The sequence below is a fragment of the Frigoribacterium sp. CFBP 13712 genome (genome assembly GCF_014842255.1).
In the GTDB taxonomy this organism is placed as follows: domain Bacteria; phylum Actinomycetota; class Actinomycetes; order Actinomycetales; family Microbacteriaceae; genus Frigoribacterium.
In genome coordinates, this window is the sequence record NZ_JACYVH010000002.1 from 34,168 (window position 1) to 58,913 (window position 24,746).

The 24,746-nt window shown below is 72.3% G+C and carries 23 protein-coding genes; 9 read left to right on the forward strand and 14 right to left on the reverse strand.

Annotation, left to right across the window (positions count from 1 at the left end):
• Nucleotides 1-2: 2 nt before the first annotated feature.
• The 7 genes from IFT51_RS03835 to IFT51_RS03865 all read right to left on the reverse strand — a co-directional run bounded on the left by IFT51_RS03835 (nt 3) and on the right by IFT51_RS03865 (nt 7,174).
• A complete protein-coding gene (locus IFT51_RS03835) occupies nt 3-593 on the reverse strand; it encodes a pyridoxamine 5'-phosphate oxidase family protein (protein ID WP_192059408.1) in 591 nt (196 codons plus the stop codon).
• Entirely contained in the window at nt 590-1,438 is an 849-nt protein-coding gene (locus tag IFT51_RS03840) for a creatininase family protein (protein ID WP_192059410.1), read from the reverse strand. Before IFT51_RS03840 ends, IFT51_RS03835 begins: the two co-directional genes overlap by 4 nt.
• Complete coding sequence (locus IFT51_RS03845) at nt 1,435-2,838, reverse strand: FAD-binding oxidoreductase (protein WP_192059411.1); 1,404 nt, start codon at nt 2,836-2,838, stop codon at nt 1,435-1,437. Before IFT51_RS03845 ends, IFT51_RS03840 begins: the two co-directional genes overlap by 4 nt.
• A 60-nt stretch (nt 2,839-2,898) precedes the next feature.
• Nucleotides 2,899-4,077, reverse strand: a complete 1,179-nt coding sequence (locus tag IFT51_RS03850) for an ABC transporter substrate-binding protein (protein ID WP_192059413.1) — start codon at nt 4,075-4,077, stop codon at nt 2,899-2,901.
• A gap of 94 nt (nt 4,078-4,171) precedes the next feature.
• On the reverse strand, nt 4,172-5,050 hold the full coding sequence (locus IFT51_RS03855; protein ID WP_192059415.1) for an ABC transporter permease: 879 nt from the start codon (nt 5,048-5,050) through the stop codon (nt 4,172-4,174).
• Nucleotides 5,050-5,829: an ABC transporter ATP-binding protein gene (locus tag IFT51_RS03860; protein WP_192059417.1), complete on the reverse strand. Its 780-nt coding sequence runs from the start codon at nt 5,827-5,829 to the stop codon at nt 5,050-5,052. The genes IFT51_RS03855 and IFT51_RS03860 overlap by 1 nt, the downstream gene beginning before the upstream one ends.
• A 7-nt stretch (nt 5,830-5,836) precedes the next feature.
• Nucleotides 5,837-7,174 (reverse strand): amidohydrolase family protein, encoded by a 1,338-nt coding sequence (locus IFT51_RS03865; RefSeq protein ID WP_192059419.1) that lies wholly within the window; start codon nt 7,172-7,174, stop codon nt 5,837-5,839.
• 226 nt (nt 7,175-7,400) lie between these two features.
• On the opposite strand from IFT51_RS03865, the gene IFT51_RS03870 reads away from it, so the two are divergent.
• Nucleotides 7,401-7,952 carry a helix-turn-helix domain-containing protein gene (locus IFT51_RS03870; protein WP_192060168.1) on the forward strand — a complete coding sequence of 184 codons (552 nt, stop codon included), beginning with the start codon at nt 7,401-7,403 and terminating at the stop codon, nt 7,950-7,952.
• Nucleotides 7,949-8,911 carry a 2Fe-2S iron-sulfur cluster-binding protein gene (locus tag IFT51_RS15535; protein ID WP_192059421.1) on the forward strand — a complete coding sequence of 321 codons (963 nt, stop codon included), beginning with the start codon at nt 7,949-7,951 and terminating at the stop codon, nt 8,909-8,911. Before IFT51_RS03870 ends, IFT51_RS15535 begins: the two co-directional genes overlap by 4 nt.
• A gap of 153 nt (nt 8,912-9,064) precedes the next feature.
• Here the strand turns inward: IFT51_RS15535 and IFT51_RS03880 are convergent, their stop codons facing one another.
• Nucleotides 9,065-10,384, reverse strand: a complete 1,320-nt coding sequence (locus IFT51_RS03880) for an amidohydrolase family protein (protein WP_192059423.1) — start codon at nt 10,382-10,384, stop codon at nt 9,065-9,067.
• A gap of 147 nt (nt 10,385-10,531) precedes the next feature.
• Here IFT51_RS03880 and IFT51_RS03885 point away from each other — a divergent pair, with 147 nt between their 5' ends.
• From IFT51_RS03885 to IFT51_RS03895, 3 genes are all read left to right on the forward strand, one after another.
• A complete protein-coding gene (locus tag IFT51_RS03885) occupies nt 10,532-10,777 on the forward strand; it encodes a glutaredoxin domain-containing protein (protein WP_192059425.1) in 246 nt (81 codons plus the stop codon).
• 93 nt (nt 10,778-10,870) lie between these two features.
• Nucleotides 10,871-12,145 carry a DUF418 domain-containing protein gene (locus IFT51_RS03890; protein ID WP_192059427.1) on the forward strand — a complete coding sequence of 425 codons (1,275 nt, stop codon included), beginning with the start codon at nt 10,871-10,873 and terminating at the stop codon, nt 12,143-12,145.
• Between the two features lie 148 nt (nt 12,146-12,293).
• Nucleotides 12,294-13,262, forward strand: coding sequence for a WcbI family polysaccharide biosynthesis putative acetyltransferase (locus tag IFT51_RS03895; RefSeq protein ID WP_192059429.1), 969 nt, complete (start codon nt 12,294-12,296; stop codon nt 13,260-13,262).
• Between the two features lie 252 nt (nt 13,263-13,514).
• On the opposite strand, the gene IFT51_RS03900 is transcribed toward IFT51_RS03895, so the two are convergent.
• The 3 genes from IFT51_RS03900 to IFT51_RS03910 all read right to left on the reverse strand — a co-directional run bounded on the left by IFT51_RS03900 (nt 13,515) and on the right by IFT51_RS03910 (nt 15,389).
• Nucleotides 13,515-14,483: an epimerase gene (locus IFT51_RS03900; RefSeq protein ID WP_192059431.1), complete on the reverse strand. Its 969-nt coding sequence runs from the start codon at nt 14,481-14,483 to the stop codon at nt 13,515-13,517.
• 7 nt (nt 14,484-14,490) lie between these two features.
• Complete coding sequence (locus tag IFT51_RS03905) at nt 14,491-14,697, reverse strand: DUF1508 domain-containing protein (RefSeq protein ID WP_192059433.1); 207 nt, start codon at nt 14,695-14,697, stop codon at nt 14,491-14,493.
• Nucleotides 14,698-14,897: 200 nt separating this feature from the next.
• Nucleotides 14,898-15,389 carry a hypothetical protein gene (locus IFT51_RS03910; protein ID WP_192059434.1) on the reverse strand — a complete coding sequence of 164 codons (492 nt, stop codon included), beginning with the start codon at nt 15,387-15,389 and terminating at the stop codon, nt 14,898-14,900.
• A gap of 153 nt (nt 15,390-15,542) precedes the next feature.
• Between IFT51_RS03910 and IFT51_RS03915 the strand changes: the two genes are divergently transcribed.
• Nucleotides 15,543-19,310, forward strand: a complete 3,768-nt coding sequence (locus tag IFT51_RS03915) for an AAA family ATPase (RefSeq protein ID WP_192059436.1) — start codon at nt 15,543-15,545, stop codon at nt 19,308-19,310.
• A gap of 1,007 nt (nt 19,311-20,317) precedes the next feature.
• On the opposite strand, the gene mscL is transcribed toward IFT51_RS03915, so the two are convergent.
• The 3 genes from mscL to IFT51_RS03930 form a co-directional block, all read right to left on the reverse strand.
• Nucleotides 20,318-20,815, reverse strand: coding sequence for a large conductance mechanosensitive channel protein MscL (gene mscL / locus IFT51_RS03920; RefSeq protein ID WP_192059438.1), 498 nt, complete (start codon nt 20,813-20,815; stop codon nt 20,318-20,320).
• 80 nt (nt 20,816-20,895) lie between these two features.
• Nucleotides 20,896-21,297 (reverse strand): FmdB family zinc ribbon protein, encoded by a 402-nt coding sequence (locus tag IFT51_RS03925; RefSeq protein ID WP_192059440.1) that lies wholly within the window; start codon nt 21,295-21,297, stop codon nt 20,896-20,898.
• 30 nt (nt 21,298-21,327) lie between these two features.
• Nucleotides 21,328-21,906 (reverse strand): 5-formyltetrahydrofolate cyclo-ligase, encoded by a 579-nt coding sequence (locus tag IFT51_RS03930; protein WP_192059441.1) that lies wholly within the window; start codon nt 21,904-21,906, stop codon nt 21,328-21,330.
• Between the two features lie 66 nt (nt 21,907-21,972).
• On the opposite strand from IFT51_RS03930, the gene galU reads away from it, so the two are divergent.
• The 3 genes from galU to IFT51_RS03945 all read left to right on the forward strand — a co-directional run bounded on the left by galU (nt 21,973) and on the right by IFT51_RS03945 (nt 24,720).
• Entirely contained in the window at nt 21,973-22,866 is an 894-nt protein-coding gene (gene galU / locus IFT51_RS03935) for a UTP--glucose-1-phosphate uridylyltransferase GalU (protein WP_192059443.1), read from the forward strand.
• Between the two features lie 12 nt (nt 22,867-22,878).
• On the forward strand, nt 22,879-23,526 hold the full coding sequence (locus IFT51_RS03940; protein WP_192059445.1) for a GNAT family N-acetyltransferase: 648 nt from the start codon (nt 22,879-22,881) through the stop codon (nt 23,524-23,526).
• Nucleotides 23,527-23,649: 123 nt separating this feature from the next.
• Nucleotides 23,650-24,720 carry a hypothetical protein gene (locus tag IFT51_RS03945; RefSeq protein WP_192059447.1) on the forward strand — a complete coding sequence of 357 codons (1,071 nt, stop codon included), beginning with the start codon at nt 23,650-23,652 and terminating at the stop codon, nt 24,718-24,720.
• The last annotated feature ends 26 nt before the right edge of the window (nt 24,721-24,746 follow it).

Genomic DNA, 24,746 nt, shown 5'->3' on the forward strand with positions numbered 1-24,746 from the left:
GATCAGCCGGCGCGGTACTCGTGCGCCCAGCCGCCGGGCCCGAGCGACCACTCCCGGCGCCGGCTCGCTGTGTCGGGCGCGCTGACCCAGAAGGTGAGCCGGGTCGGGCGGACGACGAAGCCCGTCCAGCCCGCCGGCTGCTCGAACCCGTCGGCGTGCTCGCGCTCGAAGGCGTCCCAGCGTCGGCGGCGCTCATCGAGGGGGAGGGCTGCGAACTCGTGCGAGTTCAGCCAGGCGAGCTGCTGCAGGTAGGGCGAGCGGGCCGCGTAGGCGCCGGCGAGGGCCGCGTCGTCGGCGGTCTCCGCCCGACCCCGCACCACCAGCTGCCGCGTGAAGCCGGGCCAGAGCACGGTCAACGCCACCAGTGGTCTGGCCGTGATCTGCTCGACCTTGCGACTCGCCGCGTCGGTGTGGAACGCGAAGCCGTCGCGGTCGAACGAGCTCAGCAGCACGGTGCGGGCGTCCGGTGCGCCGTCGACGTCGACCGTCGAGAGGGTCACCTGCGGGCGCTCGGGGTCGTCGTTCGGCGGCAGCCACTCGGCGGCGAGCTCCCAGGCCTCGGCGGGCAGCGGGTGGCTCGCGGTGCCGGTCACGCGCCGAAGCCGACGGGCCCGGGCGCCGGCAGGTGGCGGAACCGCGCGATCTCGGCGAGCGACGCGACCCCCTTGCGCAGCGCCGTCTCGTAGAGCTCGGCGCCCCACTCGGCGGTCGCCCCGCTCGCGTCGCCGACCACGCCGGCCGGGCCGAAGTCGTCGCTCAGCCAGCCGAAGTGCACCGGCCCGCCGTTGAACTTCACGTAGTCGAGGTCGATCATGTGGTCGGGGATCCACCGGGCGGCCTGCGTCATGTCGACCAGGTCGGGTCGCAGGTGCAGGATCATCGACGTCTCGCTGTGCCCGCCGTGCACGCCGAAGCCGTGCTCGTCGGGCCCGTTGACGCCGTCGCCGGGTGCCATGCCGGTGCCCATCAGGAACGTCCGCAGCCCGAAGCGGCGCCGCAGCTCGCGCAGGGCGACCTGCAGCAGGGCGATGTTGCCGCCGTGCCCGTTGTAGAAGACGAGGGTGCGCGCCGGGGTCGCGGCGACGGACCGGCCGATGTCGACCACGGTCTGCAGCAGCGTCTCGGCGGTCAGCCACATCGTGCCCGGCGCCCAGTGGTGCTCGTCCGACTTCGTGTAGGCGAGCGACGGCAGCAGCCAGACGTCCTGCCCGCCGGCCGCCGCCTCCTCGACCACGGCTCGGCCGATCATGTCGGCCATCAGCCAGTCGGTGGCGAGCGGCAGGTGCGGCCCGTGGTGCTCGATCGCGCCCGTCGGCAGCACGATGATGCTGTCCTCGGTCAGCGCGGCCGCCGCGGCCGGCCCGCTCAGCTCGATCAGGTCGCGCGAGCGCCGCCCGGGCGCCGAGGAGGCGCGGGTGACGTCGTCGAGGCGGCTCACGAGACCTTCACCCCCGTGTCGATGCCGAGGCGTCCGGTGGGCACGGCGTGCCCGCCCTTCACGCCGGTGTCGGGGCCGCCGACGGTCGCGGGGTCGACGAGCTTGCCCGGGTTGAGCAGCCCCTCGGGGTCGGTGGACGCCGCCAGCTCGCGGGTGCGCGCCGGCTCGAAGTCGACGAACCACTGGTGCGGGTTGTGATACCCGACACCGAGCGCCTTGAGCTTCGCGAAGCCCGCGTAGACGTCGGCGGCGGTCGTGTAGACGCCGGCCAGCATGCCGATCGGGCGTCCGTGCTGCGACTCGATGTGCAGCATCCCGCCCTCGTAGACGGCGTGCACCTCGTCGATGCGGTCGACCAGGGCGTCACCCGAGACCTCGACATGGAAGTACCGGTCGGGGTAGGCCTTCTGCAGCCACTCGATCGGGTGGTTGTACGACATCATGCTGATCTTCATCGAGGTCTGCGCGCCCTCGCGGACGTCCTCGACGCGGCCCCCCGCCTCCTCGACCATCCGCGTGGCGAGCTCGACCGTGGCGACGTCGAGGATGGCGCGGAGGCTCACCCGCCCGGCCGGGATGCCGGGGTCGGCGGGCAGGGCGTCGGCCAGGGTCGGCAGATCTGCGCTGACCAGCCGCGGCGTGGGCTCGAGGTCGGCGAACGGGCGGATCAGGCTCAGAGCCTGCTCGAACGTGTCGAAGCTGGCGAAGAAGCCGCGCCAGTCCTGCAACGGCTCGAGCCGGACGGTGGCGCGCGCGATGATGCCGGCCGTGCCGTAGTTGTGGACGTAGGGCTGGGCGTCGTCGCCCTCGACGTGCACGAGTCGCGCCTCGGGGGAGGCGTGCACGACGTCGAGCGCCGTGACGAAGCCCGAGCTGTTCGACCCGTGCTTGATCGACCCGGTGCCGCCCGAGCCGCCCGACAGGAACCCGCCGAGCGACGACTGCGCGGTCGACGGGTACATCAGGATCTGCTGACCCGTCTTGTTCGCGGCCTGTTCGAGGGCGACCATCGTCGCACCCGCCTCGGCGGTGATGACGCCGTCGCCGACCTCGACGATCGCCTTGGCGCGCGTCATGTCGAGCACGAGCCCGCCCGACATCGGGATCGCCTGGCCGTAGTTGCCGGTGCCCTTGCCTCGCGGGGTGACGGGCACGCCGTGACGCACCGCCGCGGCGACGACCTCGGCGATCTGCTCGGCGCTCGCCGGGTAGGCGACCAGGTCGGCGAGACCGAGCGGCAGCTGCTCGCTGATCACGGGCGAGAGCCGCGAGCCGTCGAGCGACGCCTTCTCGCGGGCGGCGAGCTCGACCGAGACTCCGCGCTCGCCGAGCAGAATGCGGAGCTCGCTCTCGAGGGCGACCAGCGCCTCCTGGGCTGCCGGGGGACGGATGTCGTTCATGGTGCGTCCTGTCTGAAGAAGGAGGGGAGGGGGCCCGGCTCGCACCGGGCCCCCGGGTGATCAGAAGCCGAGGCTGATCGAGTCGTCCAGGAACTCGTTCGTGTACAGGTCGGACGGCACCAGGCCCTCCTTCAGCGTCGAGCCCTGCTTCTCGAAGATCTCGGTGTCGAGGTCGATGACCGTCTGCATGCGCTCCTCGTCCATGTCGCCGACGTAGCCGTTGTCGCCGTCGGTCGCGATCTTCAGCTCCTTCATCTTGTCGACGGCGTACGCGGCGACGTCCTCGTCGTAGACCCAGCCGGTGTCGTACTGGTCGACCAGGTCGACGATCTTCTCGTTCGTCGCGTCGGGCGAGGCGAAGTAGTCGACGTCGGCCTGCTGCAGCACGGGCACGAGCTTCTCGAGGCAGGGGCTGAGCTCCTCGAGGTCGCCGGTGCGCACCGACATCGCCTCGGGGTAGATGGGGTAGCCGGTGTCGTTGATCAGCTGGTAGTCGAGCGGCTTGCCCCAGGCCGAGACCTGGTTCTCGTAGACGAACGGCTCGGCCGTCGCGAAGCCCTGCTGCGCGTCCTTGCCCTGCGCGACGACGAACTTCGCCGGGGTGCCGTCGTAGCTGCCGTCGGCGACCGACTCGGGGAGGATCCCGTTGCCGACCAGGTAGTCCATGTACGCGGCGCCGCCGAAGTAGCGGACGACCCCGCCGTCGGCCTCGAGCTCGGTGCCGAGCTCCTCGATGGTCGACACGTCGGGGTAGGTCTCCGGGTCCCACATGATCATCTGCGGCGAGATGTCGTTCTCGGCGAAGACGGCGGTGGTGGGCAGGTCGGCCGAGTTCTGCACGGCGACGTCGGTGGTGACGTAGCCCATCGTGATCTCGTCGTCCTGGTACATCTGCGACGGCACGGTGTTGAAGCCGATGGCGGGGCCGCCGGCGCGGATCTCGACCTTGACGCCGGTGGGCTCGCCGCCGATCACGAGATCGCTCGAGACCGACTTCTGGTCGGCGTCGACGGTGTAGTCGTCGCCGAGCAGCTGGTACGCGTGGCCGTGCTCGGCCTCGGGGTTCCAGTCGGTCTGGATCACCACGGTCGCCGGGCAGACGCCCGAGAGGTCGACGGCCGAGCCGGCGGCGGCCTGCGGGGCGGCGTCGTCGCTCGAGCCGCTCGAGCAGGCGGAGAGCGCGGCGGCGGTGACGACGACGAGGCCGAGCGCGGTGAGGGTGCGGGAGGTGCGGGGCATGGGGTCTCCTGTCGGGGGTGGAGCAGGGGATGGTGCGGGGCTGTGTGCGGGAGGTGCGGAGGGAGGAAGAGGGGAGGAGCCGAGGAGGCGCGGGTCAGTTCGCGCTGTACCAGCGCCCGATCGCGACGCGGCGGAGCCAGCCGAAGGCGACGAACACGACCACGCCGAGCACGCTGGCGACGACGATGGCGGCGAACATCTCGGCGCCGTTGAGGCGCTGGTTCATCACCGAGATGAGCACGCCGAGGCCGCCGTCGCCGCGCTGGAAGAACTGGTCGGCGACGATGGCGCCGATCACCGAGAGCCCGGCCGAGTTGCGGAGTCCGATGAAGATCGACGGCAGCGCGGCGGGGAACCTCAGCTTGGTCAGCAGGGTGAGACGCGAGGCGCCCTGCAGCTGGAAGAGCTCGCGCTGGCCCTTGTCGACCGACTGCAGGCCGAACAGCGTGTTCGACACCATGGGGAACAGCGCGAACATGACCGTGACGATGATCCGCGACGGCATCTCGTAGCCGAAGAGCGAGCCGATCAGGGGCACGAGCGCGAGGATCGGGATGCACTGCAGCACGACCGCGTAGGGGAACAGCGCGCTCTCGATCCAGCTGGCCTGCACCATCAGCACGGCCCAGGCCATGCCGATCACGATGGCGATCGCGAGGCCGATGACGGCGATCAGGGTCGTGTTGCCGAGCGCCTCGAGCAGGTCGGGTCGGAAGTCGCCGTCGAAGAGCAGCGCCTCGACGACCAGGTGCGGGTACGGCACCAGGAACGGCAGACCGCGCACCTGGTCGTAGTACGCGGCGACCCCGTAGCCGACGCCGATCAGCGCGAAGAAGACGACGATCGGCAGCACGATGTCGCGGACGCGCGTCGCCCGGGGCGACGCCTGGCGACGCGGCGGCTTCGGCCCCGAGAGGCGGGTGGCCGTCGTGGCGGCGGGCTCGGTGCGCGAGACGCGGGTGTCGACGGCCATCAGTTGTGCCCTTCTCGGAGTGCGTGGCTGACCTCGCCGACCAGTTCGGCGAACTCGGCGGTGAAGCGGATCTCGGGGTCGCGGGGCATCGGGAACGGCACGTCGAACTCGCCGACGATGCGACCGGGGCGGCCCGACATCACGACGACCCTCGTCGAGAGGTAGACGGCCTCCGACACCGAGTGGGTGATGAACAGGCCCGCGAAGCGCTTCTCGACGAACAGCCGCAGCAGCTCGTCGTTCAGACGCTCGCGTGTGATCTCGTCGAGGGCGCCGAACGGCTCGTCGAAGAGGAACAGCTCGGGGTCGAGGGTGAGCGAGCGGGCCAGCGACGCGCGCATCCTCATGCCGCCCGAGAGCTCCTTCGGCAGGTTCGACTCGAACCCCGAGAGGCCGACGAGGTCGATCGACTCCTGCGCGGCCGCCCGACGCGTCGTCTTGGGCGCCCCGTTCAGCTCGGCGAGCAGCTCGACGTTGTCGCGGACGCTCCGCCAGGGCAGCAGCGTGGCGTCCTGGAAGACGTAGCCGATGCGGTCGGTGTCGACCTCGGCGCTGCCGTGCGACGCCTGCTCCAGACCCGACGCGATGCGGAGCAGCGTGGACTTGCCGCAGCCCGACGGGCCGACGACGGTGACGAACTCGCCCCGGTCGACGGTGAGGTCGACGTCCTGCAGGGCGACGGTGCCGTTGGCGAACCGCATGGCGACGTCGCGGAAGTCGAGCAGCGTGTCGACCCGGGTCGACGTCGGCGGGGCGACGGGAGGGCTGGCGATGGTCATGATCGGGTCACCGGGTCTCTGCGAGGGTCGGGCGGGGCGAGGAGGGAGACGTCGGGGGTGCCGCCGACGTCGCGGCGGGCGACGTCGCGCTCGCCGACGTCGTGGTGGACGCCGTCGCGAGCGCCGCCGCGGGGTCGGCGACCTCGCGGGTGACGCGGCTCTCGGCGACGAGGCGACCGGCGTGCACGACGTACCGGTCGGCCGGGGCGTTCGCGACGACGTCGGCCAGCGACGTCGCGCGGACGGCGAGCAGCTCGGCCCGCGCCCCGGCCGTGACTCCCGCCGGGGGCAGCGCCATGACCGATCGGGCCGAGTCGCTGACGGCGGCGTAGGCCTCGTCGATCGTCAGGTGGCCGGCGGTGACGAGCAGCATGGCCGTCTCGAGGGCGTCGCTGCGGCCGAGCGGGTTGAACGGGTCGCGCACGTTGTCGGCCCCGGCCGCGAGTCGGACGCCCGCGTCGAGCAGCGGCCGCAGCGCGGTGAGCCCCCGGGGCGTCGCGACGGGGTGGTCCCAGCCCTGCAGGTACAGGTTCGTGATCGGGTTCGCGATGATGCCGATGTCGGCCGCCAGCACGGCGGCGACGATGTCGTCGCGCTGCGCGACGGGCATCGACCCGAGCCGGCTGCAGTGCCCGGCCGAGACGCTCGTCGTCCAGCCGACGACCCGTCGGGCGAACTCGTCGAGGGTGACGGCCCCGTCGAGGCTCTCGTCGGTGTGCAGGTCGACGCCGACTCCGCGGCGCTCGGCGATGTCGAGGAGGCGGTGGAGATCCCCATGGGGATCCCTCGCCAGGTGGGGCGCGCCTCCTACGAGGTCCACCCCGAGATCGAGCACGGCCTCGACGTCGGAGTCGGGGGAGTCCTGCGAGGCGAGGGCGACGATCTCGACGTCCATCAGCCCGCGGAGCTCGTCGCGCACCCGCACGAGCGCTTCGGCCCCGCGGGTCGGCCCGTCGCCGAGCAGCACGTCGACGTGGGTGCGCACGGCCGTGGTGCCCTGGGCGAGCATCGCGAGCAGCTGGCGTCGGGCGCGATCGGCGATGTCGTCGACCGTCATGGTGGCCGCGTAGACGCGCCACGAGGCGATCGCGAGCTCGAGGTCGCCCATCGGCGGGCGGATCGCGTCGAACGAGAGGGCCTTGTCGAGGTGCGCGTGCGGCTCGGCGGGCGCCGTGAGCAGCACGTGGCCGGCGAGGTCGAGGGTCTCCGACTCGGGGGCCGCGGGCACCGTGCCCGCCGCGACCACCGCCTCCACGGTGTCGCCCTCGATGAGCACGTCGACCACGTCGCCGCTCGGCAGGGTGGCGTTCCGCAGCAGGGCGAGCTGGCGGGGGAGTCGGGTCACGGAGGGCCTCTCGGGTCGGGCTGGCGATCAGGTGGTCGACGGGGCAGAATGTTGATGGCGTCAACATGCGTCAATCTAAGGAGTGCTCGTTTCCGACAGATGACGCGACCGTTTCGCCGTGTAAATTGCTCGGATCGAGCACCGGACCCCGTGGTAGACCTCGTCAGACCACCCGAACCAGGAGGCCCCCGTCACGTCCCTCGACGCCCCCGTCGATCAGCAGGCCCTGGCGGTCGGCGGTCGGATCCGCGCCCTCCGCCGCGCTCGCGGGCTGACCCTCGTGCAGCTCGCCGCCGAGGCTCAGCTGTCGCACCCGTTCCTCAGCCAGCTCGAGCGCGGGCTCGCGAGGCCGAGCATGGTGTCGCTCGAGCGCATCGCCCGGGCGCTCGGGTCGAGCCAGGTCGAGATCCTCGCCGCGGTCGACGACCGACGCGCCGCCGACGGGCCGGTCGTGGGCTTCGTGGGTGCCGCCGACGGGTCGACCGGGCGCTACGGACAGGCCGCCGCGCGCCTCCTGACCCCGTCCGACCGGCCGTTCCGGGTGATGGAGATGTCGGGGGCGAACCTCGATCCCGGCGACTTCTTCGTGCACGCCGAAGACGAGTTCGTGCACGTGGTCGCCGGGCGGCTGCGGGTCGACCTCGACGCCGAGGGTGCGCGGGTTCTGGCCGCGGGCGACTCGCTGTACTACGGCGGCGGCACCCGCCACCGCTGGAGCGCCGTCGGCGACGACGGCTACACGCTGTTCGTCGTCAAGCAGAGACCGGAGCCCGTGTGACCGCCCCGACCCGACTTCCCGAGACCGCGCTCGACGCGGTCGTCACCGCCCGCACCTCCGCGGCCGACGCCGTCGACCTGTTCGAGTTCGCCGCGCTCGACGGCTCGCCCCTGCCCCGCTGGCAGCCCGGCGCCCACATCGACGTGGCCCTGCCGACGGGCGAGGTGCGGCAGTACTCGCTCTGCGGCGAACCGGACGTCGACGGGTGGCGCATCGGCGTGCTGCGCGAGACCGACGGACGAGGAGGCTCGGCCTGGCTGCACGAGAATGTGGCCGTCGGCGACACGGTCCGCCTCGCGGGCCCCCGCAACCACTTCGAGTTCGAGCCCCGTCGCGGCACGTCGTACGTGTTCGTCGCCGGCGGCATCGGCATCACCCCGGTGTCGGCGATGGCGCGGGCCGCGGCGGCGGCCGGGGTCGACTACGTGCTGCACTACGCCGGGCGGTCGCGCTCGACGATGGCGCTGATCGACGAGCTCGTCGCGCTGCACGGCGACCGGCTGCGGCTGCACGCCGCCGACGAGGGCGACCGGCTCGACGTCGACGGTCTGTTCGCCTCGATGGCCCCGTTCACGACGACGTACTGCTGCGGGCCCGAGCGGCTCGTCGAGGCGGTCGAGACCGCGGGGGCCGGGCGGCAGGTCGTCGTCGAGCGCTTCGAGGCCAAGGCCGTCGGCGAGCCGGTGCGGCACGAGTCGTTCGAGGTCGAGCTGGCGGAGTCGGGGCTGACCGTCACGGTGCCGCCCGACCGCTCGGTGCTCGACGTGGTGGAGGAGGCCGGCGTGCTCGTGCTGTCGAGCTGCCGCGAGGGCACCTGCGGAACCTGCGAGACCACCGTGCTCGAGGGGGAGGTCGACCACCGCGACTCGATCCTCACACCCGACGAGCAGGCCGCCGGCGACCGCATGTTCGTCTGCGTCTCGCGCGCCGCCTGCGCCCGCCTCGTGCTCGACCTGTAGCGGCGCGCCGCCTCGCCCGCCCCCAGCCTCGGCCAAAAACCGCGTTCGCGAAGATCAACCGCGATATATCGCGGTTCATCTTCGCGAACGCGGTTCCTCGGCGCGTCGGTGCGTGCGGGGCGGTGCGGTGCGTGCGGCTCCGCGTCCTGCGCGTCAGCGGGCGAGGCGCGTCGCCAGCGCGGCGACGAGGTCGCGCTCGTCGGCGGCGACGAGCCGCCCGCCCTCGACCACGCGCCTCCCCGCCACGTAGACGTCGCGCGGTCGGCGCCCCGGCGCCGCCCAGAGCAGCCCGGCGACGGGGTCGGCGACCCCCGCGTCGGCCACCCCGGTGACGTCCCACAGGCAGAGGTCGGCCGCGGCGCCCGGTCGCAGGTGCCCCAGCTCGGGTCGTCCGAGCCCTGCCGCCGAGCCCGCCGTCGCCAGGCCCAGCATCGTGCGCGCCGCGATCGGAGGCCCCACGAGCGGTGCGACCTGCATCGCGAGCCGTGCGTCGGCGAGCAGATGCCCGGCGTCGTTGCTGCCGCCCCCGCTCGTGCCGAGGCCGACGGGCACCCCGGCGGCCAGCAGGGCGGCGACCGGGGCGATGCCCCAGCCCATCGGCAGGTCGCACCCCGGGGCGTGCGTCGCGCTGACCCCCGCGGCGGCCAGACGGGCGATCTCGCCCGGTTCGACGGCGCAGAGGTGGGCGATCGTGACGTCGTCCGCGAGCCAGCCCCATTCGTCGAGCAGGTCGAGCGGGCGTCGTCCGTAGCGCTCGAGGGCGATGACGACGTCGACCTGCTCGTTCGCCTGGGTGCGCCTCCTGAGCCCGTGGCGGGCGGCGACCTCGCCCAGCAGCTCGAACGTCTCGCGGCCGTCGCTGTGCACGCCGGCCGGTCCGACGGCGACCTGGAGCATGCCGTCGTCCGAGACGCCCCCGGTCGGGATGCTTCCGGAGGCGCGGGTCAGCAGGCCGCGCACGATCGCCTCCGCCGAGCCGGCCGCCGTCTGCGGATCGTCGCGCGCCGAGCCGCGCACGAACACGAGTCGCCCCCCGAGCGCTCGCGCGGCCTCGGCGACGGCCCGGGCGACGGCCACCGTGTCGGCGGCGGAGACCGCCGGCACCGGCCAGTTCAGGTGGTGGTCGGCCACGGTCGTCACCCCGCTGAGCAGACCCTCGGCGACGCCGACGGCCGCGGTCGCGGCGACGAGCGACGGATCGATGCCGGCGGCGCCGTAGGCCCCGGCCATCGCGGGCAGCCAGTCGGCCATCGGGACGCCGCGGGTGCCCGGCAGGGTGCGGAACCCGCTCTGCAGCAGATGGTGATGCGCGTTGACGAGGCCGGGAGTGACGACGCAGCCGCTCGCGTCGAGGGTCTCGGTGACCTCGCCCGACGAGCCGTCGACGATCACCCCTCCCTCGACGAAGAGGCTGCCTGTGGTCTCGGTCTGGTCGTCGACGACGATGCGGGTGGCGCCGGTGATCTCGAGCATGGGGCGTGTCTAGCAGCGACGTGTGTCGGGGACGTTACCCGCGCCTCCTCGGCCCGACCCGCCGGCTGCCGCGTGACGGAGGCCGCGGACGGGTGTCTCCGCCGGTGTCCCAGCATGCCCTCGGAACCGAGGCTTAGAATCACGCTCATGTCTGACAGTGCCCCCGACCGCATCCTCATGTTCGGCGCCGAATGGTGCCGCGACTGCCGTCGCTCGAAGGCGCTGCTCGACTCGCGCGGGGTCGAGTACGACTACGTCGACCTCGAGGCCGTCGCCGACGGCGCCGATCGCGCCTACGCCGTGAGCGGTCGCACGAACATCCCCGTCGTCGTGTTCCCCGACGGCACGCACCTCGTCGAGCCGACCGACCCGGAGCTCGCGGCCAAGCTCTGACCGGTCCTCCCCAGGCCGCGCGGCCTACGCGTCGTCCCCATCTCCCTCTCCCGGCGGTGGCGTCGCCGGTGTGCTGTCGGCCAGGCTGATCGCATGAGCACCGACCTGTCGCCGAAGCCGCCGCCCGTCGCGTACAGCGGGCCGGTGGCCGCGTCCGAACGCTTCGTCGCACCCGATCTGCTGAGGGGCGTCGCGCTGCTCGGCATCGCGCTCGCGAACTCGGTCTACTACATCGTCGGCCGCACGATGGGTCCGCTGGCCCGACCCGTCGACGGCTCGACGGGCGACCACGTGGCCGACGTGCTGGTCGGCACCTTCGTCGACAACCGGGCCTTCCCGCTGTTCACCCTGCTCTTCGCGTACGGATTCACCGTGCTGATCCGCCGACAGGCCGAGCGGGGCGTCGATCGGGGCCGAGCGCGGTCGCTGCTGCTGCGGCGCAGCCTCTGGCTGATCGTGTTCGGCGCGCTGCACATCGTGCTGCTCTTCGAGGGCGACATCCTGCTCAGCTACGGCGCCCTCGGTCTGGTGCTCGCGGCGATGTTCGCCGCGAGCGACAAGGTCTTCCGGGTCGTGGGCTGGTCGACTCTCGTCGTCTTCGTCGTCATGGCCGGGGTCGACGGTCTCGGCGGCGGTGCCGGCGACACCTCCTGGCTCCCCTTCGATCAGCGCACCGTGCTCGGCGACCTCCTCTGGCGGGTGATCGCCCTCGCGGGGCTCGTCTTCACCGCGCCGTTCACCGTCGCGATGCTGCTGCCGCTCGCCGCGATCGGCACCCTGCTCGGCCGCCGTCGCGTGCTCGAGCAGCCCGAGCAGCACGTCGTGCTGCTGCGCCGACTGACGCTCGTCGGGTTCCCGATCAGCATCGTGGGGGCTCTGCCGCTCGTGCTCGCCGCCATCGGCGCCTGGCAGCCCGGCGAGGGGCTGCTCTACCTGCTCGGCATGCTGCACGGCACGACGGGCATCGCAGGCGCTCTGGCGTTCTTCGGGCTCGTCGGCTGGTGGGCGGCGCGGCGTGCCGAGCGCGCCTCCTCGGGTGCCGGGGCGGCGGGGCCCGCGGCCGGGCGCGCCGCCGGGCCCGCCGCGGGGTCCGTCGTGGGGCCTGGAGCGCAGCCGGGCTTCGTGCTGTCGGCCCTCGTCGCGGTGGGCCGTCGATCGCTCACCTGCTATCTGCTGCAATCGGTGCTCTTCGTCGTGCTGCTGAAGCCGTGGGCGCTGGGGCTCGGCGTCGAGGCGGGGACGCTGCGCGTGGCGCTCGTCGCCGTCGGCGTGTGGCTGGCCACCGTGGTCGTCGCCGTGGTGCTCGAGCGCACGTCGACGCCGGGGCCGGCCGAGCGGCTGCTCCGTCGGCTGAGCTACGGTCGCTGACCTCGACGCACCCGGTGCCGCACCGGGTGCCGGGTGCCCGACGTCCGGGCCCGACCGCGGCGCACCGGGCGCCGCAGCGGGTGCCGGGCATCCGACGTCCGGGCCCGACCGCGACGCACCCGGCGCCGCACCGGGCCATGCTGGGACCGTGACCGACTCCTCTCCCTCTGCCGCGCCTCCTGCGCCTCCGGTCGACGCGGACCCCCGCGCGCATCACTACGGCGTCTTCTACTCGCTGGCGGAGGGCCCGGCCGACGACGTCGCGATCGTGGTCGGCAACTGCCAGGCCGAGAGTCTGCGGCAGATGCTCGAGGGGCCGGGCCTCGCGACGATCCGCATCCCGGCGGTGCACGAGCTCACGGCGAGCGACCTGCCGTATCTGCGGTACTGGCTGTCGCGGGCGGCGGTGCTAGTGTCGCAGCCCGTCCGCACCGACTACCACGGCATGCCGCTCGGCACGGCTCAGCTGGCCGCGCTGCTGCCCGCCGGAGGGCGCGTGCTGCGCGTGCCGGTGATCCGCGTCGCCGGGCTCTACCCGACCCACGCGATCGTCCGCCCGCCGAGCGACACGTCGCTGGTGCCGCCCGTCGTCGAGTACCACGACCTGCGGGTGCTGGTCGAAGCGGCGATCCGACGCGAAGGAGGCGCGGTGCCGGCAGCCGGAGTCGCCGCCCGCCTCGACACGAGAACCGTCCACACCATCGCCGACGAGTCGCTCGACCAGCTGCGCCGCCGCGAGGCCGCGAACGAGACCGTGGTGCTGTCCGACCTGTTCGAGCGCCCCTCGTTCGATCAGATGCGCACGCTGAACCACCCCGGCAACCCGGTCTGGAGTGCGGCCGCGACGCGGGTGCGCGCCGCACTCGGTCTGCCCGAGCACGTCGTCGATCCGGGTCGGCCGCTGCTCGATCGCGTGCACGCGCCGCGGGAGGCGGCCGTGGTCGAGGCGTTCGGCCTCGACGCCTCGCCGACCGACCACTGGGTCGTCGACGGAGCGTCCGTCTCGACCGACGAGGTCCGCGCCACCCATCTCGCCTGGTACGCGGAGCATCCCGACGCCGTCGATGCGGGTCTCGCACGGCACGCCAGCGCGCTCGCGACCCTCGGCCTGCGCTGAGGCGGCCGTTGGGCGTCGGGCGGCGGTCCGCTGGGCGCCGCCTGGCCGCCCGCCGCCTGGCCGCCGCCTGGCCGGCCGCCGGTCCGAAGAACCTCGTTCGCGAAGATGAACCGCGATATAACGCGGTTCATCTTCGCGAACGAGGTTCATGGGACGACGACGACGACGCCTGCGACGACGACGCCTGCGACGACGACGCCTGCGACGACGACGCCTGCGACGACGACGACGACGGCAGCGTCCGAGGCGCGACTACCGGCGCCGGCGACGCTCCGCGACGATCGTGCCGACCGCCTCCTCGATGTGCGGATGCTCGAAGACGTACCCGCCGTCGACCAGACGCCGCGGCTCGATCCAGCGGCTCTTGAGCACGAGCTCGCTCTCGGTGCGGAACACCGCCATGCCGATCTCGAGCATCCAGCGGAAGGCGGGCAGCCCGATCGGCATGCCGACGGCGCGGCGGACGACGTCCATCATGGTGCGGTTGTCGACCGGGTTCGGCGACGCGATGTTGACGACGCCCTCGATCTCGTCGTGGTCGCGCAGCCAGCGGAGCGATCCGATCATGTCGTCGATGTGGATCCAGCTGAACTTCTGCCGGCCGCCGGGCGTCGCGCGCCGGTGGTACGTGCCGGCCCAGAGCCGTGAGCGGGTCGCCGGCCAGCGCCCGTCGAGCTGGGGGCCGCCGAGCCCCGCTCGGGCGAGGTTGACGAGAGGGGTCAGGGCGCCGCCGTCGCCGAGGACGATCGAGATGCGCAGGGCCACGCGGCGGGTGTTCGGCAGGTCGGGGGCGAACAGGGCGTCCTCCCACGCGGTCGCGACGTCGACCGAGAAGCCGGAGCCGATCTCGCCCTCGGCTTCGGACATGGGGCGGTCGTCGGCGTGGCGGTAGATCGTCGAGGTCGACGAGTTGAGCCAGAGCCGAGGAGGCGCGGCGCAGGCGGCGATCGCTTCGCCCAGTTCGCGGGTGGTCGCGACCCGGGAGCGCAGGATCTCCGCGCGGTTCGCCGGCGAGTAGCGGCAGTTGACGCTCTTGCCGGCGAGGTTGACCAGCAGGTCGGCGCCGTCGAGCAGTTCGGTGATCGCGGCGGTGTCGCCCCACCGGGCGTCCGGCCCGCGGCGGCCGATGAGGCTGACGCGGGCGCCCTCGGCCCGGAAGGCGTCGGCCAGGTGCTTTCCGATGAACCCGGAGGCGCCGGCGAGGACGACGTGCTGGGTCACGCGACGCCTAGTCGGCCCGGGTCGGCTCGGCCGACTCGGTTCGGTCGTCGACGATGGCGTCGGCGGCGAGGAGGCGCATCGAGTCGATGGCGTTCATCGCGGAGCCCTTCTGGCGGTACGCGTCGGACGTTGCGACGACCTCACCGGTCGCCGTGGTCAGAGCGAACCGGAACTGACCCTCCGCGTCACGGGTGACGATGAATCTTCCAGCCATGGTGGCCCCCAAATCGGAACGTGCGACGCGCTGTCGGTGAAGGACACACTACGACCACGACGCCGGACGAGACCAGATGACATCGGCGGGCTTGACGTATGACATTTCAGATCGCATACTGGGTGCGCCGCGACACGGCCGCCCGCTCTCGATCCCCCCGTCGAGACCCGGTGGCCGTGTCGTCGGTCTCCGCCCGGCGATCAGTCGACGAGCACGACGGCCATCGCCGTCTTCAGTGCCTCCCGGTCGCGGCGGAGTCGTGCGACCTCGGCCTCGAGTGCGGCGATGCGCCCGGCGGGGGTGTCGTCGAACGCGGCGTCGCCCGAGCCCGACCCGGCCGGCCCGTCGCCCACCTGCGCCCCGCCCGCCTGCGTCTGGTCGGCCGGTGCTGCGCCGGCCGGCGCCCCGCCCGCTCGCACTCCGCCCGTCTCGGCGTCGTCTCCGGCCGCTCTCGCGTCGGCACCCGCCGTCGCGGGGGCGTTGGCTCGCTCGTGCGCCCGGATCCAGCCGCGCAGCGACTGCTCGCCGATGCCGAACTGCGCGGCGGTCTCGCGGATCACCGCGCGGTTGCCGGGCTCTGCCAGGCGCCGTTCCAGGACATGGGCGAGCGACTGCTCGCGAATGGCCGTGCTGTACTTCTTCTCGAAGGGCAAGGTGGTCTCCCGTGGTTCGCTCCGGGTCGACTGGCTCATTCACAATCGACTGTGATGACCATAACCCAACCACGCGCAGTGACATGACAGGCGCCGTCATGTCACATAGAACGTAGAGAAACGATGGTGCAGGTCGGCGGTAACCGCCGGTCCTCCCGAAGATCCCGGCATCGACGCCTTAAGGTATGAGGTGTGTGGCGCGCCGACAGACAGCATGACAACGACGACGACGGAACGAGTTCCGTGGGCGTCCCGACGAGCGCGCCCGGTGGCGCAGGCTCACCGCACACCGTGAGCTTCGGTGATCCGGGTCTGACGGTCGGCAACGCGGCCGAACCCGTCTGGGCGGTCTGGCGTCAGCAGCTGGGCGAGGTCGGCGGCCGGTCGACCCTGCTGCACTTCGGCGACGAGCAGCGTGCACGCATCGAGCTGAGCACGACCCACCCCGGCGGTCTCGCGCAGTTCATCACCGGCAAGACCACTCTGCTGTCGAGCCTGATCCGCGACGATCTGGCTCTCCGCACCGCACGCCTCGCCGCCGGCGAGATCGCCGCGAAGGGTCTCGAGCTCGCGACGGTCCGTGGCATCGACGCCGTGCATCTGGCCATCGGCGTCGCCGCCTGGTCGCACGCCGGCCACGACTACCGCGCGCCCGTGCTGCTCCGCCCGCTCGCCATCCGCCGGCACGGGCGCGACTTCGAGGTCAAGCTGCTCGGCAAGCCGTTCCTGAACCCGGCACTGGTCGACGCCCTGCACGAGCAGTTCGACATCGCGCTCGACGCCGAGTCGTTCGTCGCCCTCGCGAGCCGCGAGGGCTCGTTCACCCCGAACCCCGTCATCGACCGGCTGCGCGGTCTGACGGCGCACCTCGAGTGGTTCACCGTGCAGCCCCGTCTCATCGTCTCGACCTTCGCCGAGGTCGGCACCGAGATGGCACTCGACACCCGCGAGCTCGGCCACCCCGTGCTCGACGCGCTCACCGGCAACGCGATGGCCCTCCGCCAGGTCGCCGAGGGCCACCGGTCGGCGTCGGCGACCCCGCAGGACGAGCGCAGCCCCGAGACCGACACCCTGCTGCTCGACGCCGACCCCGAACAGGAGAACGTGGTCGCCCAGATCGCGGCCGGCAACTCCGTCGTCGTGAAGACGCTGCCCGGCACGGGCGGCACGCAGACCATCGTCAACGCCCTGGGTCGGCTGGTGTCGCAGAACAAGCGGGTGCTGGTCGTCAGCGCCCGACGCGCGACCCTGAACGGCATCGGCGACCGCCTCACCGAGGTGGGTCTGCCCGGGGTCGCCGTGGCTCCCAAGACCCTGCGCCGCGACGTCGTGCGCGCCATCGGTCGCAACGAGAAGGCCGCCCGGCCGCAGATGGGCGAGGTGGACGACGCGCTGGTGCGCCTCCGCAAGGTGCTCGTCGACTACCGCGGCGCCCTCAGCAAGCGCGATCCCCGCCTCGAGGTCTCCGTGCTCGACTGCCTCACCGAGCTCTCTCGCCTCGCGCTCCTGCCCGCGCCGCCCGCCACGACCGCGCGACTCAGCAGGCGCAGCATCGAGGCCATGGTCGACGGCCGCTCGCGGGTCGCCGAGACGATGGTCAACGCCGCCAACCTCGGCGAGTTCCGCTACGGCCCGGGCGACTCGCCCTGGTACGGCTCGCAGTTCTCCGAGTCGTTCGGCGCGGGCGACGCCCATCAGCTGGCCAAGAACCTGAACCACAGAGACCTGCCGCGCCTCCTCGAGCGTGCCGGCGACGTCATCGGCAGCACCCGCATGCGACCGTTCGAGTCGATCGCCGAGCTGGGTGTCTACCTGCGCCTCCTGACCGACATCCGCGACACCCTCGACAAGTTCCTGCCCGTGGTGTTCGACCGGTCGGTCGCCGAGCTCGTCGCGGCGACCGCGCCGAAGCGCGAGGCGCCCGACATGTCGAGCGCGAACCGCCGCCGTCTGAAGAAGCTCGCGCGAGAGTACGTCCGCCCGGGCGTCCACATCGCCGACCTGCACGGCGCCCTGCAGCGCATCCAGCAGCAGCGCTACGAATGGCAGCGCTACGTCGCCGCGGGCATCCCGCCCGAGGTGCCGACCGGCATCGCCGACACCCACGTGCTGCACCAGCAGGTCTCTCAAGACCTGGACCGTCTCGATCGTCCGCTGGGGCTGACCGGCGACGAACGGCTCACCGAGATCGGCGTCGTCGAGCTGCAGCAGCGCCTCGAGGCCCTCGCCGCTGAGAGCGACGTGCTGCAGAACCTCCAGGAGCGCACCGAGCTGATGACGACGCTCCGCGACCTCGAGCTGACCCCGCTGCTCACCGACCTCGCGAACCGGCACGTGCCCGAGCAGCAGGTCGCCGCCGAGCTCGAGCTCGCCTGGTGGCGTTCGGCGCTCGAGTCGCTGCTCGAGGCGGACCGGGCGCTGCTCGGCGCCAACACGGCGATGCTCGACCGGCTCGAGGCCGACTTCCGGCTCGTCGACGAGGCGCACGCCGCCGGCAGCGCGCAGCTCCTCGGGTGGCTGCTGGCCGAGAACTGGACGATCGGTCTCGTCGACTGGCCCGACGAGGCGGCCGCGCTCAAGCGCCTCCTGCGTCAGGAGCACGTGACCGCGCGCCTCCTGCACGACGCCGCCCCGCATCTGTCGCGATCGATCGCACCGGTCTGGCTGGCGTCGCCGTACGAGGTGCACACCATCGCCGACACCGTCCCGTTCGACACCGTGATCCTCGTCGACGCGGGGGCGACCACGATCGCTGAGAACGTCGGCGCCATCCGTCGCGGCAAGCAGACGGTCGCGTTCGGCGACCCCGTCACGCAGACGCCGTCCGAGTTCGACATCGCCGTCACGCCGGGCAAGCGCCCGCCGTCGCACGACGACGCCACCCTCGAGGCCCTCCACTCCGACAGCGCGCTCGCCCGACTGTCGGCGCTGCTGCCCACGCTGTCGCTGACCCGCAGCTACCGCGCCGGCGGCGAAGACCTCGCCGAGCTGGTCAACCGCCGCTTCTACGGCGGGCGGATCGAGTCGCTGCCCTGGGCGGGGAGCTTCCTCGGGCACGGCAGCATCGCGCTCGACTACGTCTCGGGCGGCACGGCCGTGCCCGACCCCGAGTCCGGAGCCGTCGAGAGCGTCGACGCCGAGGTCGACCGCGTCGTGTCGCTCGTCGTCGAGCACGCCCGCACCCGCCCCCGCGAGTCGCTGATGGTGATCACCGCCAGCGCCAAGCACGCCGTGCGGGTGCAGCAGGCCGTGCTCACCGCGGTCTCGGGTCATAAAGACCTGACCGAGTTCGTCGTCGGCGACCGCGCCGAGCCGTTCATGGTCGCGACCCTCGAGCAGAGCGTCGCGCAGAGCCGTGACCACGTGATCTTCTCGATCGGCTACGGACGCACCCCTCACGGCCGCGTGCTGAGCGACTTCGGTCCGCTCGGGCAGCCCGGCGGCGAGCGTCTGCTCGCGGTCGCGATGACCCGTGCACGCCGCTCGATGGTGATCGTGACGTGCTTCCAGCCGCGCGACATCGACGGCGGGCGCATGGGCCACGGAACCGTCGCGCTCTCCGAGATCCTCACCGAGGTGCAGGTGCGCACGACGGCGGAGCACGTCCCCGACGACAGCGACCCGATGCTGGTCGATCTGGCCCGCAGGCTCGAGGCGAAGGGCATCCCCGTCGCGCTGGGTCACCGGGGCAAGCTCGGGCTCGTGGCGGCGCACGACGGGGTCTGCGTCACCATCGAGACCGACACGACCCTCTCGCGCACGAGTCTCCGCGAGTCGCTGCGGGCGCGCCCCGAGACGCTGCGCCGCCTCGGCTGGCACTACGTGCGGGTGCACGCGTTCCAGCTCTTCACCGACCCCGACGCGGTGGCGTCGCGCGTGGCCGAGGTGCTCGGCATCGAGGGTTCGCGCACGACCGAGATCCCGAGCGTGCCGGCCAGTCAGCACGTCAACCGAGGGTGACCCGAGGAGGCGCGGCGCCCGACGACGACACACCTCCGGTCGTCGAGGCGGTCGCCCCGACCCCTCTCGTGGTGCGGCGTCGCGGAGGGCGTCGGGTCTCGACCGACCCGGTTCCCGGCAGCGATCCGACTCCGGCACCCGAGCCTCCTCGGCATGCGTCGGCCGAGAACGACGCGCAGCTGCGCGCCGACGTGCCGCCCCACTGGGGCTGAGCCTGCGGCGCTGCCTCACCGCTGCGCTGCCGCGCCGCTGCGCTGCCGCGCCGCTGAACGAGGTGCCCCAAACCGTGCCTTAACCGCGGCGGAGGGGCCCCTTCCGGTCACATCGTTCGGCGCGCTTGCTCTGCGCTGCCGCGCCGCCCAACGAAGTGCCTCAAACCGGGCCTCTCGCGTGGCGGAGGTGCCCCTTCGGGTCACTTAGTTCAGCTGGCTGGCCCCGCTCCGCGGCTGCGCTGCGCGCCGCCGCCGCGCCGCCGAACGAAGTGCCTCAAACCTAGGCTTGAGCGCGGCGGAGGGGCCCCTTCGGGTCACTTCGTTTGGCGCGGCGGCTCCACGCTGCCACGCCTCCCAACGAAGTGCCTCAAACCGGGCCTTGGGCGTGGCGGAGGGGCCCCTTCGGGTCACTTAGTTCAGCTGACTGGCCCCGCTTTGCGGCTGCGCTGCGCGCCGCCGCCGCGCCGCCCATCGAAGTGCCTCAAACCGGGCCTTGGGCGTGGCGGAGGGGTCCCTTCGGGTCACGTCGTTCGGCGCGGCTGAGCTCCGCTGCCGCGCCGCCCATCGAAGTGCCTCAAACCGGGCCTTGGGCGTGGCGGAGAGGCCGTTCCGGGTCACATCGTGGGGCTGGCTGGCCCCGCTCCGCGGCTGCGCCGCCGCGCCGCCGAACGAAGTGCCTCAAACCGAGGCTTGAGCGCGGCCGAGGGGCCGTTCCGGGTCACTCCGTTCAGCGCAGAACGACCACGGCCCGCCACATGATCGTGGCGGGCCGTGGTCGGCGACATGCGCTGCAGCTCAGCGGCTGCCCAGCGGGCCGTTCGTGCCCGAGCGGTCGACACCCTCCGCAGGAGGCGCGGCGTGCGACCCCGAACCGGCGACGGCTGCGGCGTTCTGCGCCCGCAGCAGATCGCGGATCTCGCTGAGCAGCTCGACGTCGGTGGGCGGCACGTCGGCGGGGGTCTCTTCGGCGGCCTGCCGGGCGAAGGTGCGCTTCAGGAGGTGGTTCACCGGCAGCACGAGGCAGAAGTAGACGACGGCCGCGATGATCACGAACTGGATCGCCGAGCCGAGGACGGCACCGAACAGCAGCCGCGCCTCCTCGCCGCCGACCGTCGGGATCGTGAGGATCAAGCTGTCGTCCAGCGACTGCGCGTTGAACGCCGCACCGATCAACGGGTTGAAGATGTTGGTCACCAGCGACGTGACGATGGCGGTGAACGCGGCGCCGATGACCACGGCGACGGCCAGGTCGATCACGTTGCCGCGCAGGATGAACTCTTTGAAACCCTTCACGGGCGTGCTCCTTCGGATCGGTGGGTCGGGGTACGTGCTCTCAGGGAGCACTCAACCACGCCGACCGTGCCGACGACCGATCAGGACGAGGACTTGCCGCCGCTGCTGCTCGACGAACCCGAGCCGCCGCCCGACGAACTCGAGCCGCTGCCACCGGAGGACGACGTCGAGGACGTCGCCGCGCCTCCTGAGCTCTTCTTGTCGGACGATCCGCCGCTCGACCCAGAGCCCGAGCCGGACCCCGAGCTCGACCCCGAGCCCGACCCCTTGTCGCTCGACCCCGACCCCGAGCTCGACCCCTTCGACCCGCGGGAGTCGGTGCGGTAGAAGCCCGAGCCGTTGAAGGTGACGCCGACGGGGCTGAACACCTTGCGGAGCCGGCCCTCGCAGACGGGGCAGACCGTCAGCGTGTCGTCGGTGAACGACTGGACGATGTCGAAGGCGTTGTCGCACTCGGTGCAGCGGTAGGAATACGTGGGCACTGTGGTCCTCGAGAGGGGGAGCGGGCCGGGTCAGAACTCGTGGACACCGGAGGGTGTCACGACCCCGTCGACGGGCTGGTCGTGGCGTTCGCGCGGCACGCTGTCGACGTACTCGGGATCGAACACCACAGCATAGACCGGCGGGCGTTTCTCCATCGAGCCGAGGGTCTTGTCGAAGTAGCCCCGACCCCAGCCCATCCGCATGCCACCGTGGTCGATGAGCGCCGCGGGCACGACGATCAGGTCGACGTCGTTGATGGCCATCGGGCTGAGCACCTCGCCGACCGGTTCGGGCAGGTCGAAGAGGCCGCGCCTCTCGCTCTCGCCGTCGCCCACCGCCCAGTCGAGCAGGCCGTCTTCGCGCGAGATCGGGAACAGCACGCGGATGCCGTTGGCGTAGGCCCAGTTGACGAAGGGGCGGGTGTCGGGCTCGTCGGTCGTCGACAGGTAGGCCGAGATCGAGCGGACCTCGAGTCGCGTAGCGAGGTCGATCAGCCGCCGGGTGATGCCCTCGCTCGCCTCGGCGCGGTCGAGCTCGCTGCGGTTGCGTCGCCGCTGGCGCAGCTCGGCTCGTAGGGCGCGTTTCTCGTTGCCGACCTCGTCCGTCATGCGCCCAATCGTAGGGGGAACGACCGACACGCCCGCAGATGGCCTCGGATCGGTACGCTGACCCGCATGGGCTTCTCTATAACCAAAGCAGTCATTCCCGCAGCGGGTCTCGGGACTCGGTTCCTCCCCGCGACCAAAGCCATGCCGAAGGAGATGCTGCCGGTCGTCGACAAGCCGGCGATCCAGTACGTCGTCGAGGAGGCCGTCACCGCGGGCCTCACCGACGTGCTGATGATCACCGGGCGTAACAAGAACGCCCTCGAGAACCACTTCGACCACGTGAGCGAGCTCGAAGAGACGCTGCGGAAGAAGGGCGACCACGACAAGCTCGCCAAGGTCAACCAGTCGACCGACCTCGCCGACATGCACTACGTGCGTCAGGGCGACCCGCTCGGTCTCGGCCACGCGGTCCTCCGCGCCAAGATGCACGTCGGTCGAGAGCCGTTCGCCGTGCTGCTCGGCGACGACATCATCGACGCCCGCGACCCGCTGCTCACCCGCATGATCGAGGTGCAGGGCGAGAAGAACGCGACCGTCGTCGCGCTGCTCGAGGTCGACCCCTCGATGACCCACCTCTACGGCATCGCCACCGTCGAGCCGACCGACGTCGACGACGTCGTCAAGATCACCGGCCTCGTCGAGAAGCCCGCGCAGGGCGAGGCCCCCTCCAACCTCGCGATCATCGGCCGCTACGTCATCCGGCCCGAGGTCTTCGACGTGCTCGAGAAGCAGGAGCCGGGCAAGGGCGGCGAGATCCAGCTGACCGACGCGCTGATGAAGATGGCCAGCGCCGAGGAGTGGACGGGCGGCGTCTACGGCGTCGTCTTCCGCGGGCGTCGCTACGACACCGGCGACAAGCTCGACTACATCAAGGCCATCGTGCAGCTCGCCAGCGATCGCGACGATCTCGGCGCCGAGCTGCGTCCGTGGATCAAAGACTTCGCCGCCGGGCTGGAGTAGGCGGACACGACCGTGGCGAACATCCCCACGTTGGCGGAGGGGCGGATCGGCATCCGGCCCCTCCGCCTCCGCGACACCCGTGACCTCGATGCGGCGCTGACCGAGAACCGGGCGTGGCTCCGCCAATGGGAGGCCACGAACCCGTCCGGCTTCACGAGCCACGACGTCCGCGGCAGCATCCGCTCGCTGCAGACGAACGCCCGCGCCGGTCTGGGTCTGCCGTTCGCCATCGAGCTCGACGGTCGCTTCGTCGGTCAGCTCAACGTCAGCGGCATCACCTACGGCTCGCTCGGCTCGGCCACCATCGGCTACTGGGTGACCCGGGCCGCCGCGGGGCACGACGCGACGCCGACGGCCGTGGCCCTCGCCACCGACTACTGCTTCCGTGTGCTCGGGCTCCACCGGATGGAGGTCTGCATCCGGCCCGAGAACGCCCCGTCGCTGCGCGTCGTCGAGAAGCTCGGCTTCCGTTACGAGGGCCTGCGTCGGCGGTACATCCACATCAACGGCATGTGGCGCGACCACTTCTGCTTCGCGCTGGTCGCCGAGGAGGTGCCCGGGGGAGTCCTCGCGCGCTGGATGGCGGGCGAGGTGCCCGCGGGCCAGGGCAGCATCCCGGCCGAGGCCCTCGTCGAGGCGGAGCGCGCCCTCCCGATCTGAGCTGGCCATCCGGCCGGCACGGTGGCTCCGCTCTCCCTCTCACAGCGGATCCGTCGCCCGATCGGGCAGACACACCTGCCGACTGCGCGTCGTGGCCCCCTCGGCACTCATACCTTTATCACCATGAACATCGAGTCCTGGGGTGGCGGCGCCGTGCTGGCGCTGGTCGCCGTGCTCTGGGTCGCGTATCTCGTGCCCACCTGGCACAAACGTCAGGAGTACCTGGCCACCGAACGCAACGCCATCCGTCTGCAGCAGACCCTCCGCATCCTCGCGCAGACCGCCGAGCTGCCCGAGGAGGTCCGCGTCGAGGCGAACGCGAAGTCCGTCGCCGACGCGCAGCGGATCCTCCGGGACGAGGAGGCGCGGCGCGAGGCCCTGCGCCGGGCGCACGAGGCCGCGAGGCAGCGTGCGATCACCCGCGAGCTGGCCGCCGCCGGTCCGAAGCTGTCCGCCGCCGACCGCGACCCCGCCCTCGCGGCACGCCGTCTGCGTCGGTCGCGACTGGTCTCGACCGCCACGCTCGTGCTCAGCGTCGTGGCCATCGCGGTCGCCGTGCTGAATCTGCAGGCGGCGTGGCTGCTCGGGGTCGCAGGTCTCGTCTTCGGGGCCGTCGCGGTCACGATGCTCTCCCAGCTCGCCGCCGTCTCGCGGGCACGGTCGCGTCGTCAGGTCGTCGCCGAGCCGCGGGTGTCGCAGCCGTTCCGCGACTTCGCCGACACCGCCGACGAGGCGACGGTCACCGAGGAGGCGCGCGAGGGTCGGCAGACGGCGTCACGACAGTGGACCCCCGTCCCCGTCCCCACGCCGCTCTACCTCCGCCGCGGGCGTCAGCGCGCCGTCGCGGGCACGAGCATGTCGCCACGCGCGGCCGCGTCGGCCCGCACCGACATCGAGCCCGATCTCCAGGCCGAGGCGGCCCGTTCGGTGCAGGCCCTCCGCGAGGCGCAGCTCGACGCGCTCCGTCAGGCGGCGCGAGCCGAGGCCGCCCTGAACGCCCCCGCGAAGCGCCCGGAGCGCGAGCGCCCGGCGGCGACGGAGGAGGCGACCGCCCCGGCGGCGCAGGCCGCCCCTGCTGCCGAGCCCGCGCCTCCTGCGGTCGACAGCCGCTTCGCCCGGATGGGCATCGTCGGCGACCTCGGCGAGCCCAGCTTCCGGCTCGACGAGGCTCTCGCGCGTCGCCGCGCCGTCTGAGCGGTCGGGGTCGAAGCGCCGCTGCG